The organism is Streptomyces sp. DSM 41931, assembly GCF_050271085.1.
In the GTDB taxonomy this organism is placed as follows: domain Bacteria; phylum Actinomycetota; class Actinomycetes; order Streptomycetales; family Streptomycetaceae; genus Streptomyces; species Streptomyces albogriseolus.
On the sequence record NZ_CP189902.1, the window covers coordinates 2878318 to 2892578 of the forward strand.

The 14261-nt window shown below is 73.4% G+C and carries 12 protein-coding genes; 4 read left to right on the forward strand and 8 right to left on the reverse strand.

All coding sequences use genetic code 11. The features are described from left to right. Positions 1-126: 126 nt before the first annotated feature. Positions 127-1938: an ABC-F family ATP-binding cassette domain-containing protein gene (locus ACP7TJ_RS13190; protein ID WP_167743343.1), complete on the reverse strand. Its 1812-nt coding sequence runs from the start codon at positions 1936-1938 to the stop codon at positions 127-129. A gap of 156 nt (positions 1939-2094) precedes the next feature. Between ACP7TJ_RS13190 and ACP7TJ_RS13195 the strand changes: the two genes are divergently transcribed. Further along, complete coding sequence (locus ACP7TJ_RS13195; RefSeq protein WP_093765642.1) at positions 2095-2691, forward strand: Uma2 family endonuclease; 597 nt, start codon at positions 2095-2097, stop codon at positions 2689-2691. Between the two features lie 5 nt (positions 2692-2696). Here ACP7TJ_RS13195 and ACP7TJ_RS13200 read toward each other — a convergent pair whose 3' ends face one another. The 6 genes from ACP7TJ_RS13200 to rsmI form a co-directional block, all read right to left on the reverse strand. After that, positions 2697-3593 (reverse strand): 4-(cytidine 5'-diphospho)-2-C-methyl-D-erythritol kinase, encoded by an 897-nt coding sequence (locus ACP7TJ_RS13200; protein WP_427763245.1) that lies wholly within the window; start codon positions 3591-3593, stop codon positions 2697-2699. Beyond that, positions 3590-4477: a 16S rRNA (adenine(1518)-N(6)/adenine(1519)-N(6))-dimethyltransferase RsmA gene (rsmA, locus tag ACP7TJ_RS13205; RefSeq protein WP_093765640.1), complete on the reverse strand. Its 888-nt coding sequence runs from the start codon at positions 4475-4477 to the stop codon at positions 3590-3592. The genes ACP7TJ_RS13200 and rsmA overlap by 4 nt, the downstream gene beginning before the upstream one ends. Before the next feature lie 50 nt (positions 4478-4527). Then, complete coding sequence (locus tag ACP7TJ_RS13210; protein WP_427763247.1) at positions 4528-5787, reverse strand: ubiquitin-like domain-containing protein; 1260 nt, start codon at positions 5785-5787, stop codon at positions 4528-4530. Positions 5788-5903: 116 nt separating this feature from the next. Further along, complete coding sequence (locus ACP7TJ_RS13215; RefSeq protein ID WP_266397931.1) at positions 5904-6785, reverse strand: TatD family hydrolase; 882 nt, start codon at positions 6783-6785, stop codon at positions 5904-5906. Positions 6786-6795: 10 nt separating this feature from the next. Continuing rightward, positions 6796-7149: a hypothetical protein gene (locus tag ACP7TJ_RS13220; protein WP_193459197.1), complete on the reverse strand. Its 354-nt coding sequence runs from the start codon at positions 7147-7149 to the stop codon at positions 6796-6798. Between the two features lie 182 nt (positions 7150-7331). Continuing rightward, positions 7332-8198 (reverse strand): 16S rRNA (cytidine(1402)-2'-O)-methyltransferase, encoded by an 867-nt coding sequence (gene rsmI, locus ACP7TJ_RS13225; RefSeq protein ID WP_093765636.1) that lies wholly within the window; start codon positions 8196-8198, stop codon positions 7332-7334. 85 nt (positions 8199-8283) lie between these two features. Between rsmI and ACP7TJ_RS13230 the strand changes: the two genes are divergently transcribed. The 3 genes from ACP7TJ_RS13230 to ACP7TJ_RS13240 all read left to right on the forward strand — a co-directional run bounded on the left by ACP7TJ_RS13230 (position 8284) and on the right by ACP7TJ_RS13240 (position 13638). Then, complete coding sequence (locus ACP7TJ_RS13230; RefSeq protein ID WP_427763250.1) at positions 8284-10029, forward strand: dolichyl-phosphate-mannose--protein mannosyltransferase; 1746 nt, start codon at positions 8284-8286, stop codon at positions 10027-10029. Between the two features lie 181 nt (positions 10030-10210). Further along, positions 10211-11842: a penicillin-binding transpeptidase domain-containing protein gene (locus ACP7TJ_RS13235; protein WP_167743353.1), complete on the forward strand. Its 1632-nt coding sequence runs from the start codon at positions 10211-10213 to the stop codon at positions 11840-11842. A gap of 170 nt (positions 11843-12012) precedes the next feature. Further along, complete coding sequence (locus ACP7TJ_RS13240; RefSeq protein WP_208840497.1) at positions 12013-13638, forward strand: penicillin-binding transpeptidase domain-containing protein; 1626 nt, start codon at positions 12013-12015, stop codon at positions 13636-13638. Between the two features lie 181 nt (positions 13639-13819). On the opposite strand, the gene ACP7TJ_RS13245 is transcribed toward ACP7TJ_RS13240, so the two are convergent. After that, a complete protein-coding gene (locus ACP7TJ_RS13245; RefSeq protein WP_093765618.1) occupies positions 13820-14182 on the reverse strand; it encodes an SsgA family sporulation/cell division regulator in 363 nt (120 codons plus the stop codon). Between the last annotated feature and the right edge of the window lie 79 nt (positions 14183-14261).

A 14261-nucleotide genomic window follows, 5' to 3' on the forward strand; every position in this document is an offset into this window, starting at 1 on the left:
CGGGCCGCGTCCTCCCCTGTTCCCAAGGGAGGACCGGCCTGTGATGCGCCCGTTACGTGCCTTCACGCCCTCTTCACGCGGCGCGCGCTCCCCGCGCGCGGGCGCGTGACGCGGCTCTCGCGCCGGTCAGGCGTCCTCGGCGAGTTCCAGCCAGCGCAGCTCCAGTTCGTCGCGCTGGCCGGCCAGGTCCCGCAGTTCGGCGTCCAGTTCGGCCACCTTCGCGAAGTCCGTGGCGTTCTCGGCGATGGCGGTGTGGAGGGTGGCCTCCCTGGCCGAGATCTTGTCCAGCTGGCGCTCGATGCGCTGGAGTTCCTTCTTGGCGGCACGCTGGTCGGCGGCGCTCTTCTCGGGCGTCGCGCCGCGGGCCGGAGCGGCGGCCTGGGCGGAGGCGGCGGCGGCCTCCTCCATGCGCTTGCGGCGCTCCAGGTACTCGTCGATGCCACGCGGCAGCATCCTCAGGGTGCCGTCCCCGAGCAGGGCGAAGACCCGGTCGGTGGTGCGCTCGACGAAGAACCGGTCGTGGGAGATCACGATCATGGAGCCGGGCCAGCCGTCGAGGACGTCCTCGAGCTGGGTCAGGGTCTCGATGTCGAGGTCGTTGGTGGGCTCGTCGAGGAAGAGGACGTTGGGCTCGTCCATCAGCAGCCGCAGCAGCTGGAGACGGCGGCGCTCACCGCCGGAGAGATCCCCGACGGGCGTCCACTGCTTCTCCTTGTTGAAGCCGAAGGTCTCGCAGAGCTGACCGGCGGTCATCTCGCGGCCCTTGCCGAGGTCGACGCGCTCGCGCACCTGCTGCACGGCCTGCAGCACCCGCCAGGTGGGGTCGAGTTCGGCGACCTCCTGCGACAGATAGGCCAGCTTGACCGTCCTGCCGACGCGGATGCGGCCCGCCGCCGGCTGCGTCTCGCCCTCGCTGAGGGCGGCCTCCGCGAGCGCCCGCAGCAGGGACGTCTTGCCGGCGCCGTTGACGCCGACCAGGCCGATGCGGTCACCGGGGCCGAGCTGCCAGGTCACGTGCTTCAGCAGCACCTTGGGACCGGCCTGGACGGTCACGTCCTCCAGGTCGAACACGGTCTTGCCGAGCCGCGAGGAGGCGAACTTCATCAGCTCGCTGCTGTCGCGCGGCGGCGGCACGTCCGCGATCAGCTCGTTGGCGGCCTCGACGCGGAAGCGCGGCTTGGAGGTGCGGGCGGGGGCGCCGCGGCGCAGCCAGGCCAGCTCCTTGCGGACCAGGTTCTGCCGCTTGGCCTCCTCGGTGGCCGCGATGCGCTCGCGCTCGGCGCGGGCGAAGACGTAGTCGGAGTAGCCGCCCTCGTACTCGTGGACGACGCCGCGCTGCACGTCCCACATGCGGGTGCAGACCTGGTCGAGGAACCACCGGTCGTGGGTGACGCAGACGAGCGCGGAACGGCGGTTGCGCAGGTGCTCGGCGAGCCAGGCGATGCCCTCGACGTCGAGGTGGTTGGTCGGCTCGTCGAGGACGATCAGGTCCTGCTCCTCGATGAGCAGCTTGGCCAGCGCGATCCGGCGCCGCTCGCCGCCGGACAGCGGTCCGATGACGGTGTCGAGCCCCTTGGGGAAGCCGGGCAGGTCGAGCCCGCCGAACAGTCCGGTGAGCACGTCGCGGACCTTGGCGTTCCCGGCCCACTCGTGGTCGGCCATGTCGCCGATGACCTCGTGCCGGACGGTCGCCCCGGGGTCGAGCGAGTCGTGCTGGGTGAGCACGCCGAGCCGCAGCCCGCCGGAGTGCGTCACGCGCCCGGTGTCGGCCTCCTCCAGCCGGGCCAGCATGCGGATCAGCGTGGTCTTGCCGTCCCCGTTGCGCCCCACGACCCCGATCCGGTCCCCCTCGGAGACGCCGAGCGAAATCCCGTCCAGCAGCGCACGGGTGCCGTACACCTTGCTGACGTTCTCGACATTGACCAGATTGACGGCCATTTCTCTCCTGCCCGGTGGATCGATCAGCTTTCCAGCGTAGGCCCTGCCGGGGGGCGGTCGTGACGCGAGGAGATGGTCACCCTTTGTGATGACGTGATCGGAAACGGGCGGCTACCGTAAGGGGCAGGCAGCAGGATCCCGTCCATGGGAGGAATCATGACCGCCGAACCCGTGAAGCACCGCGTCCGGTGGCCGGTGCCGCCGCAGGACGGCTACACCGTGGACGACCTGTTCACGCTGCCCGATCTCCCGCCGCACACCGAGTTGATCGACGGGAGTCTGGTTTTCGTGAGTCCGCAGCGTCGCTTCCACTTCCTTGTGATCGACCTCTTGGTCAACGGACTGCGCAGCTGCCTGGGCCCGGAGTTCAGTGTCGAGCGGGAGATGGCCGTGATCCTGGACAAGCGCAACGGCCCCGAACCCGATGTCAGTGTGGTGCGGGCCGATGCCGTCACCGGGCTGGACCAGACCAGTTTCCAGGCCGAGGACGTCCTGCTCGTCGTGGAGGTGGTCTCACCCGATTCGGAGTCCCGCGACAGGACGACCAAACCGCTCAAATACGCCCTCGCGGGAATTCCGAACTACTGGCGCGTGGAGCAGGACGGAACCAACGGCCGTCCCCTGGTCCATGTCTACGAGCTCGACCCGATGACGCAGTCCTACGTGCACATGGGCGTGCACCGCGACCGGATCAAGGTCGACAAGCCTTCCGCCATCGCCATCGACCTGAGCCCGGTGGAAGCGCGGCCCTGAGCCGTTCAGACCACCGTAGCCCCCGCCACCGGCCCCGACGCCGTGCGTACGTCCCGGCAGGCGCCGGAAGCCCGCAGCGCCGCCGCTACGGCCTCCGCCGCCTCCGCGTCCCGCGCCAGGAACGCCGTCGTCGGCCCCGACCCCGACACCAGCGAGGCCAGTGCCCCCGCCGCGCGCCCCGCGGCCAGCGTGTCCGCCAGCTCCGGGAACAGCGACAGCGCCGCCGGCTGAAGATCGTTGGACACGGTGGCCGCGAGCGCTTCCGCGTCGCCCTTGGCGAGTGCGCCGAGCAGTTCCCGCGAAGCCACCGGCTCCGGAATCTCCCGCGCTTCTGCCAGCCGGTCGAACTCCCGGAACACCGCCGGTGTGGACAGCCCCCGCGAGGCCATCGCGAACACCCAGTGGAAGGCGCCCCCGACCTCCAGCTCCGTCAGCCTCTCGCCCCGCCCGGTGCCGAGCGCGGCCCCTCCCACCAGGCTGAACGGCACGTCGCTGCCCAGCTCGGCGCAGATGTCGAGGAGTTCCTCACGCGAGGCCCCCGTGCCCCACAGCGCGTCACAGGCCAGCAGGGCGCCCGCGCCGTCCGCGCTGCCGCCCGCCATGCCGCCCGCGACGGGGATGTCCTTGGCGATGTGCAGATGGACGTCGGGCGTGCGGCCGTACCGCCCGGCGAGCGCCAGTGCGGCGCGGGCGGCGAGGTTGGTGCGGTCGAGGGGGACCTGCGCGGCGTCGGGTCCTTCGCAGGTGATGCGCAGCCCGTCCGGCGACGGGGTGGCGGTCACCTCGTCGTACAGGCCGACCGCGAGGAAGACGTTGGCCAGCTCGTGGAAGCCGTCGGGGCGGGCCGCGCCGACCGCGAGCTGCACATTGACCTTGGCGGGGACGCGGACGGTGACGCTCACTGCGGGCCCTGCTCCTTGTGCTCGGCGTCCTTGTGCTCGGCGATGCGCGCGAACTCCTCGACGGTCAGCGACTCGCCCCGCGCCTGCGGCGAGACGCCCGCCGCGACCAGCGCGGCCTCGGCCGCGGCCGCCGAGCCCGCCCATCCGGCGAGGGCGGCGCGCAGCGTCTTGCGGCGCTGCGCGAAGGCCGCGTCGACCACGGCGAACACCTCGCGCCGGGTCGCGGTGGTCTTCAGCGGCTCCGCGCGCCGCACCAGCGACACCAGGCCGCTGTCGACGTTCGGCGCGGGCCAGAACACGGTGCGGCCGATCGCCCCGGCGCGCTTGACCTCGGCGTACCAGTTGGCCTTGACCGAGGGCACGCCGTACACCTTCGAGCCGGGGGCGGCGGCGAGCCGGTCGGCGACCTCGGACTGGACCATCACCAGGGTGCGCTCGATGCTCGGGAAGGTCTCGAGCATGTGCAGCAGCACCGGGACGGCCACGTTGTAGGGAAGGTTGGCGACCAGCGCGGTCGGGGCCGGGCCTGGCAGCTCGGTGACGTGCAGGGCGTCGGAGTGGACCAGCGCGAACCGGTCGGCGCGCTCCGGCATGCGGGCGGCGACGGTGGCGGGCAGCGCCCCGGCCAGCACGTCGTCGATCTCCACCGCGGTGACCCGGTCGGCGGCCTCCAGCAGCGCCAGCGTGAGCGAGCCGAGGCCGGGCCCGACCTCGACGACGACGTCGTCGGGGCGTACCTCCGCGGTGCGCACGATGCGGCGGACCGTGTTGGCGTCGATGACGAAGTTCTGGCCGCGCTGCTTGGTGGGCCGTACGCCGAGGGCGGCCGCCAGTTCGCGGACGTCGGCGGGGCCCAGGAGGGCGTCGGGGGTGGGGCTGGTCACGGGACAAGGGTACGGGGCGCGCGGGTACGCCCCGGTCACCGCCGGTGCCGTCACCCGCGCAGCCGGGCCCCGCAGTGCGGCCAGGCGGCGGCGCCGCTGCGGACGTAGAGCCGCTGCGCGCGGTACGTCTGCTCGGCCGGGGGCGCGTCCTGGGGGCGGCCCGCGCCGCCGAGGTCGCGCCAGGTGCGGGCGTCGAACCGGTACAGCCCGCCGTACGTGCCCGACGGGTCGGTGGTGCCGGACCGGCCGCCGGACTCGCACCGCGCGAGCGCGTCCCAGTCCAGCGCGTCCGCGCCCCGTACGGACATCGGGACGGGCCGGGTGCCGACCCGTACCCGGCGCGCGACGGGCTCGCGCACCACGTCCGTGGACAGCAGGCGCGGCCGCTGCCGGACGCCGTTGACGGTGCGCTGCGCGTAGGTGAGGCGGCGCAGCCCCGGCCGTCCGGCCCGGTCGACGACCACCGTGCCGTGGGCCAGCGCGGGGTCCTCGACGCGTTCCTCGGTGAACGGGATCTCCTCGTCGCGGATCTCCGTGCCGTCGGTGATGCGCAGCACGGTGACGGTCTGGCCGTCGCGCGGGAAGCTGCCGGGGGCGACGGAGGTGGTGTCGCGGCCGCGCAGGGTGACCCCGGCCTGGCGCACGGCCTCCCGCACGGTCGCGGCGTTGGTGCGGACGGTGCGCGCCCGCCCGTCGGCGAGGACGGTCACCGCGCGTTCGGTGCGGACCTCCAGGGCGAGCCCGGCGGGTCCGACGCGGGTGCCGGGCGGAACGGACAGATGGGCGCCGGCGACCCGGACGCCCAGCCGCCGCAGCGCCTCGTGGACGGTGGCCGCGGTCGTCCACACCTCCTGCCGGGTTCCGTCGAGGGTGAGCAGCAGCGGACGGGCGTGCCGCACCTCGATCGTGTCGCCGTCCTGCAGGGCGGTGCCGGGGGCAGGACTGATCTCGTCGTACGGTCCGGTGCGCACGCCTTCCTCGGCGAGCAGCCCGGTGACGTCGTCGGCGAAGGTGTGCAGGGTGCGGGGGCTGCCGTCGACGGTCAGCTCGACGCCCTTGTCCTCGGCGACGAAGGCGCTGGTGCCGCCCGCGAGGAACGCGACGACCAGCGCCCGCGGCAGCAGCCGGCGCACGGCCTCGGCCCGCTCGGCGTACCGGCCGGGGCGCCGGTGCGCGGACCGCCGGGACGGTGCGGCGGCGGGCGGGCGGCGGGGCAGGGCGGGCACGGTGTCCGCCTCGTGGATCCCGCCGCACAGGGCGTGCGTCGGACACGTCTTCGGATACGTCTCGAACCGCGGGGTGGTGCTCACTCCGACACGCTCCAGGGCTGGCCACGGGAGCCCCCGAGGGGGCTCCCAGAACCTAGCCGAGCGGCGATCGCTCTCCCAAGCGACACGACTACGGAACGTGAATGTGCCGGGGCCCGTCAGTAGCCGAAGGCGCGCGCGGTGTTGGCGCCCAGCGCGGTGGCCAGCGCGTCCTCGTCGATGCCGCGCACGGCGGCCATGGCACGCACGGTGACCGGCACCAGGTAGGGGGCGTTGGGCCGGCCGCGGTAGGGCGCCGGGGTGAGGAACGGCGCGTCGGTCTCCACCAGGACCAGCTCCAGCGGGGCGACGGCCAGCGCGTCCCGCAGGTTCTGCGCGTTCTTGAAGGTGACATTGCCGGCGAACGACATGTAGTAGCCGGCGCGGGCGCAGATCTCCGCCATCTCCGCGTCCCCGGAGTAGCAGTGGAAGACGGTGCGCTCGGGGGCGCCCTCCTCCTTCAGCACGCGCAGCACGTCCGCGTGGGCGTCGCGGTCGTGGATCACGAGCGTCTTGCCGTGCCGCTTGGCGATCTCGATGTGGGCGCGGAAGGACCGCTCCTGCGCCTCCTTGCCCTCCTCACCGGTGCGGAAGTGGTCGAGACCCGTCTCGCCGACACCCTTGACCTGCGGCAGCGCGGCCAGCCGGTCGATCTCGGCGAGCGCCGCGTCCAGCGCCGCGTCCCCGCCCGCCTCACGGGCACCTTGGCGCGACCAGCCGTCGGGGTCACCGAGCACGATCCGCGGGGCCTCGTTGGGGTGCAGCGCGACGGTCGCGTGGACCGCGTCGTGGGCCGCCGCCGTCTCCGCCGCCCACCGGGACCCCTTGAGGTCGCAGCCGACCTGCACCACGGTCGTCACCCCCACCGACGCGGCCTTGGCGAGGGCCTCCTCGACCGTGCCGGACTGCATGTCGAGGTGCGTGTGGGAGTCCGCGACCGGCACCCGCAGGGGTTCCGGGAGCGGCGGTGCGGCGTTCTTGCCGGGGTCGTTGGCAGGCATGCCTCCGATCCTACGGAAGCGGCGCGGGACCCTTCGGGGTCCAGGGGGCCTCGACCGGTCCTGCGGCGGGCACCCGGCGCCCCCGGTGGGCGGCGTCGCGGGCCGAGGCGACCCGGCCCGGGCGCAGAATCCGTACGAGGTGCCCGTCGCAGCTGTGGCAGGTGGGCCGGTTGAGCGGGGAGGGCACGATCCGGCCGTCCGCGACGTACAGCACGAACGTGCGGCCGTCGGCGTCGACGTGGTGCTCTATCTCGTACGCCTGCTCCCAGCCGTACCCGCAGCGCATGCAGGCGAAGGCGTACGCCTCGGTGACCACGGCGGTGGCGCCCGCGCGCAGTCGGCCCTGTCCGGAGATCTCGGTCATGCCGGCTCCCGTCGGTCCGCTGACGGGACGGACCCGCGTCCGCCCCCACCGACCAGTGGACTCCCCCTGTGCCGTGAACACACGGGCGCGGACGCAGTATTGGCGCCGATTTGGCCGTGGATTGCCACAATGCCCCGAGCTCTTTACCCACGCCCGGGTTCGTGCGGCGGGGACGCTCCGCGTCAGCGCCCCCCGGGGCCCCGCCCGTCGGCGTTCTTGGCCGCGACCACCGCGTCGAAGACCTGGCGCTTCGGCAGGCCGGCCTCCGCCGCGACCGCCGCGATGGCCTCCTTGCGCCGCTCGCCCGCCTCCTCGCGCACCCGCACCCGGCGCACCAGCTCGGCGTCGTCGATCTCCCCGGGGCCCTTCTCGGGGGCGCCCTCGACGACCACGGTGATCTCCCCGCGGACGCCCTCGGCCGCCCACGCGGCCAGCTCGGCCAGCGGGCCGCGCCGGACCTCCTCGTACGTCTTGGTCAGCTCGCGGCAGACGGCGGCGCGGCGCTCGGCGCCGAACACCTCGGCCATCGCGGCGAGGGTGTCGTCGAGGCGGTGCGGGGCCTCGAAGTAGACGAGGGTGCGCCGCTCGTCCGCGACCTCCCGCAGCCGGCCGAGACGCTCCCCCGCCTTGCGGGGCAGGAACCCCTCGAAGCAGAACCGGTCGACGGGCAGCCCCGACAGGGCGAGCGCGGTGAGCACGGCGGACGGCCCGGGCACCGCGGTGACCCGGATGTCCCGCTCGACGGCCGCCGCGACCAGCCGGTAGCCGGGGTCGGACACGGACGGCATGCCCGCGTCCGTGACGAGCAGCACCCGCGCGCCGCCCGCCAGCTCCTCGACCAGCTCGGGCGTGCGGGCGGTCTCGTTGCCCTCGAAGTACGACACCACCCGCCCCTTGGGGGTGACGCCGAGCGCCTGGGTCAGCCGGCGCAGCCGCCGGGTGTCCTCGGCGGCGACGACGTCGGCGCCGGCGAGTTCCTCGGCGAGCCGGGGCGGCGCGTCGGAGATGTCGCCGATGGGGGTGCCTGCGAGTACGAGGGTTCCGGTCACGCGCCCATCCTCCCAGGAGCGGACGGAGGCGGGGCATACCGCCCATGCGCGGGACTCACCGGGCGCCGTTCCCTACGATGGCGCGGTGACCAGTACCGCGTCCTCCACGGACACCCGCCAGGAGCAGTCGCCGCTCGAGCAGCGGCAGACGTGGCAGCACCGGCTGCGGCGTTTCGGCCACCCCACGTCCGCCGTCAGAGGCGACGTCCGCGACCGCCTGGTCCCGCCGTACACCGAGCCGTCGGGCCGCCTGTGGAAGACGCTCGGCGTGCCGCCGGCGCTGTCCGGCCGTCTCGTCCGCTGGTCGGGGTGGGGCGGCCCGCTGCTGGTGACGCTGGTGGCGGGGGTGCTGCGGTTCTGGAACCTGGGCCACCCCAAGGCGGTGATATTCGACGAGACGTACTACGCGAAGGACGCGTGGGCGCTCGTCCACCGCGGGTTCGAGGTCAACTGGGACAAGGAGGCCAACCGGCTCATCCTGGACTCGGGCGGCAGCGTCCCGATCCCCGCCGACGCGGCGTACGTGGTGCATCCGCCGGTCGGCAAGTACGTCATCGGTCTGGGCGAGCTGCTCTTCGGCTTCGACCCGTTCGGCTGGCGGTTCATGACGGCGCTGCTCGGCACGCTGTCGGTGCTGATGCTGTGCCGGATCGGGCGGCGGCTGTTCCGCTCCACGTTCCTCGGCTGTCTCGCGGGCGCGCTGATGGCGGTGGACGGCCTGCACTTCGTGATGAGCCGCACCGCGCTCCTCGACGGCGTGCTGATGTTCTTCGTGCTGGCCGCCTTCGGCTGTCTGCTGATCGACCGGGACAAGGCCCGCGCGAAACTGGCCGCCGCGCTGCCGGTGGACGCCGACGGGCGGGCCCGTCCGGACGTGGAGGCGGCCGAGAACACCCGGATCGGCTTCCGGCCGTGGCGTCTCGCGGCGGGCCTGATGCTGGGCCTGGCGATCGGCACCAAGTGGAACGGCCTGTACATCATGGCCGCGTTCTGTGTGATGTCCGTGCTGTGGGACGTCGGCGCGCGCCGGGTCGCGGGCGCCGTCCGGCCCCGGCTGGCGGTGCTGAAGCGTGACCTGGGCTGGGCGTTCCTCTCGACGGTGCCGGTGGCGGTGGTCACCTACTTCGCGTCGTGGATCGGCTGGATCCTCTCCGCCACGGACGGCAGCGGCGGCTACTACCGCGACTGGGCCACCCGCGACGGCCGGCGGAGCGACTGGTCGTGGCTGTTCCCCGACTGGTGGCGCAGCCTGTGGCACTACGAGAACCAGGTGTACGAGTTCCACGTCGGCCTGTCCTCGCCGCACACGTACGAGTCCAACCCGTGGAGCTGGATCGTCACCGGCCGCCCGGTGTCGTACTTCTACGAGTCCCCCGCGCCCGGGGTGGACGGCTGTCCGGTGGACGCGGGCGAGAAGTGCGCGCAGGAGGTCCTCGCCCTCGGCACGCCGATGCTGTGGTGGGTGGGCTGCCTGGCGCTCCTCTACGTCCTGTGGCGCTGGGCGTTCCGCCGCGACTGGCGCGCGGGCGCGATCGCGTGCGGCATCGCCGCGGGGTACGCCCCCTGGTTCCTCTACCAGGAACGCACGATCTTCTACTTCTACGCGATCGTCTTCCTGCCGTTCCTGTGCCTGGCGGTGGCGATGCTCCTGGGCGCGATCGTCGGCCCGCCCCGCTCCACCGACACCCGCCGCGTGGCGGGCGCGACGGCGGCGGGCGTCCTCACCCTCCTGATCATCTGGAACTTCATCTACTTCTGGCCGATCTACACGGGCACCCCCATCCCGATCGACGACTGGCGGGCGCGGATGTGGCTGGACACGTGGGTGTAGCGCCCCGGGTCCCCCGCCCCCCTCGCCGGGGCGTGGCGCTCCCTCGGGGAGGGGTCTCTTTGGGACAACGATCCAAAACTCAGGCCCCCTTGGGCGCGGGCAGCGCATAGGGTTTCGGGGCGTGCCGGGCTTTTGAACGTGTTCAGCAGGCGCGGGGGTCCGGCCGGGGGAGGAACGCCCGATGGGCAAGGGGGTCAAGGTCGCCGTCGTCGGCGGCGTGTTCGCCGTGATGGTCGGCGGAGCGGGGTACGGGGCGTACAACATCGTCTCGGCCCTGAACGGGAACGGGGGCGGCGGATCGGGCGCGGCGCAGACGCGCGGGTCGGGGCCGCCGGACCAGGACGAGGTGCGCGAGACGACCGACGCGTTCTTCGGGGCCTGGGAGAAGGGGCAGGCCGCCGAGGCCGCGTCGTACACGAACAACGCGCAGGACGCGGGCGCGCTGCTGTCCGCGTACGGCGAGGAGGCGCGGATCGGCCGGGTGGACATCACGCCGGGCGCCCCGCGCGGCGCCACCGTGCCGTTCACGGTGAAGGCGACCGTCTCCGCCGACGGCGTCTCCAAGCCCCTGCGGTACACCAGCGCCCTGACGGTCGTGCGCGGGCAGACCACCGGCCGGGCGCTGGTCGACTGGGAGCCGTCCGTCGTGCACCCGGACCTGAAGGACGGGGACACCCTCGTCACCGGCGAGTCCGCGCAGCCGCCCATCGAGGCGGTGGACCGCGACGGCACGGTGCTGACGAGGGAGAAGTACCCCTCCCTGGGCCCGGTGCTCGACACCCTGCGGCAGAAGTACGGCGACAAGGCGGGCGGCAGTCCGGCCGTCGAGCTGTCGATACGGCACGCGACCGACGAGGCGGACACCCCGCTGCTCACGCTCGCCAAGGGCGAGCCGGGCACGCTGCGCACCACGCTCAGCGCCGGGGTGCAGGCGGCCGCCGAGAAGGCGGTGAAGGACTTCCCGGAGTCGTCGGTGGTGGCGCTGAAGCCCAGCACCGGTGAGGTGCTGGCGGTGGCCAACAACCGCGGCGACGGCTTCAACGCGGCTTTCCAGGGCCAGGTCGCCCCCGGCTCCACCATGAAGATCATCACCGCCGCGATGCTCATCGACCACGGCGTGACCTCCATGAACGGCCCCGCGCCCTGCCCGGACACCGCGACCTGGCAGAGCCAGACCTTCAAGAACCTCACCGGCATGGAGCCGAACGAGGGCGCCACCCTGGCCAACAGCTTCCTGCGGTCCTGCAACACGGCCTTCGTCAAGCTGATCGACGAGCAGCCGATCGACGACGCCTCGCTCACCGAGGAGGCGCAGGAGCGGTTCGGGCTCGGCCGGGACGACTGGAAGACCGGCATCGCCTCCTTCGACGGCAGCGTGCCGGCCTCCGGCGGCCCGGACCGGGCGGCGAACGCCATCGGCCAGGGGCAGGTGCAGATGAACCCGTTGAACATGGCGTCCGTGACGGCCACCGCCGTCACCGGCGCCTTCCGCCAGCCGTACCTGGTCTCCCCCGAGCTGGACGGCCGGCAGCTGGCGCAGGCGAAGGGCCTGCCGGCCGGGACGGCGGCCCAGCTCAAGGAGATGATGCGGCTCACCGCCACCCAGGGCACCGCGCAGAAGGCGATGTCCGGCCTGGGCGGTGACATCGGCGCGAAGACCGGTTCCGCGGAGGTCGACGGGAACGCCACGTCGGACAGCTGGTTCACCGGTTTCCGCGACGACGTCGCGGCGGCGGCCATGGCCCAGCAGGGCGGCCACGGCGGCGACGCGGCGGGGCCGATTGTCGCAGCCGTGCTACGAGCGGGCGGCTGAGCGCACGGCCCGTCCGGCGGGACTTTAGGGTGGGGGCCGTCGTCGGCGCGGCTGCGCCGGCGGGGCCTTGACTCGATCGAGAGCCACGCGGGCCGCGGGGAGGCCGGGGCGGGGCGACGGAGGAACGGACACCAGTGGGGAACAGAGGGCGCGCCGGGGACCGGCGGAACATGAGACCGGTCGTGATCGGCGCGGCGATGGCCGTGCTCATGGGCGGCGCCGGCTACGGCGCGTACGCACTCGTCGACGGCGCCGGCCGGGGCGGCGGGGACTCCGCCGCGCAGGCGGAGACCGTGAAGTCGGGGCCGCTGTCGGCCGACGAGGTCACCGCCGCCGCCGAGACGTTCCTGACCGCCTGGCAGTCCGGCCAGGTCGCCGAGGCCGCCGCCGCGACCGACGACCCGGTGGCCGCCAAGGCGGCGCTCGCCGCGTATGTGAAGGACGCCCGCGTCCGGAACCTCGCCCTCACCCCGGGCGCCCCCGCCCGGGACTCGGTCACCTTCTCCGTCAAGGGCACGGTGTCGTACGAGCGGACGACGAAGCCGCTGGCGTACGACAGCACGCTGACCGTGGTGCGCCGGGCCGGGGACGGGGAGCCGCGGGTGGCCTGGCGGCCGTCCGTGCTGCACCCGGAACTGCGGGAGGGCGACAAGCTGGTCACCGGCGAGGCGGGCACCCCGCCGGTGAAGGCGCTGGACCGCGACGGCGGCGAGCTGACCACCGAGAAGTACCCCTCGCTCGGGTCCGTGCTGGACGGGCTGCGCGAGAAGTACGGCGAGAAGGCGGGCGGCGAGGCCGGCGTCGAGCTGCGTGTGGTGCGCGGCGAGGAGTCGAAGAAGGCGGAGCTGGCCGACACGACCCTGCTGGAGCTGAGCGAGGGCACGCCGGGCACGGTGAAGACCACGCTGAGCCCGTCCCTGCAGGCGCTCGCCGAGGCCGAGGTGGCGAAGCGGAAGCAGGCGTCGGTGGTGGTGGTGCGGCCGTCGACCGGCGAGATACTCGCGGCGGCGAACTCCTCGCGCGGCTTCAACGTCGCCTTCCAGGGGTCGCTGGCGCCGGGCTCCACGATGAAGGTGGTCACCTCCTCGATGCTGATCGAGAAGGGCCTCGCGTCGATCGACAAGAAGCACCCGTGCCCCAAGTACTTCAGCTACGGCGGCTGGAAGTTCCAGAACCTCGACAAGTTCCAGATCAAGGACGGCACGTTCCGCGCGAGCTTCGCCGCGTCCTGCAACACCGCCTTCATCAGCCAGGCCCCGAAGCTGGAGGACGACGACCTCACCCAGCACGCCCAGGACTACTTCGGGCTGGGCAGGAACGACTGGCAGGTCGGCGTGTCCACGTTCGACGGCGCGGTGCCCGTGCAGTCCAAGGCCCCGATGGCCGCGTCGCTGATAGGCCAGGGCGGGGTGCGGATGAACCCGCTGAACATGGCGTCGGTGTCGGCGACGGTCAAGGCGGGCGTGTTCCACCAGCCGTACCTGGTGTCGCCGGAGGTCGACGGACGTCAGCTGGCGACGGCGCCGCGCACGCTGTCCGCGGACACGCTGGCGCAGTTGCGGGAGCTGATGTCGTACACCGCGACCGCCGGCACCGCCGCGGAGGCGATGGCCGGGGTGGACGGTGAGCGGGGCGCGAAGACGGGCTCGGCCGAGGTGGACGGACAGAAGAAGCCCAACGGCTGGTTCACCGCCTACCGCGGCGACCTGGCGGCGGCCGCGGTCGTCCAGTCCGCCGGCCACGGCGGCTCCACGGCGGGCCCGATCGTGGCGACCCTGCTGAAGGCGGGCGGCTGAGGGACCCGGTACGGCCGTCGCCCGCCCCGGGCGGCACGCCGCGAGGGCGGGGGCGCCCCGCGCCCCGACCCCTCGGCCCGGGGCAGCCGGGCCGGCAGGGCCGCCTCGCCGGGGTGCGGCGGGCATCAGACGCTGTCCGCCCCCGCGGCCGGGCCGCCCGGGCGGATCTCCGGCCGGGCGGTCAGTGCGGGACCGGCTGGGCCGCCGTCACATGCGTGAGGCGGAGGAAGCGGGACAGGGTCTTGGAGTCGAACTCGACCACCGAGTGGCCCTGGCCGGAGTGGAACTCCACCACCGCCTGCACCCGGCCGCACGGCCACACCCGTATGCCGCCGCTGTCGACGGGCGCGGTGAGGCCGTGTTCCAGCAGGTCCCGTTCGACGACCCATTCCAGGGGCCGCGTCCCCGGCAGGGCCACCCGTACATGGCGGGGGTCGGACTCCGGGTCGTACCGCAGCACCACGGGGACGGCCCCGTGACTCTCCAGCAGAGGGCCGTCATCCGTCACGATGTGGACTCGCGCGTACTGCTCGATCACGGACATCGGTGGGCCCCTTACGCTGCGTCGTACGCCCGGCAGGACATACATGCCTTACGAGCCGTTTACCCACCCCCGTCCCCAT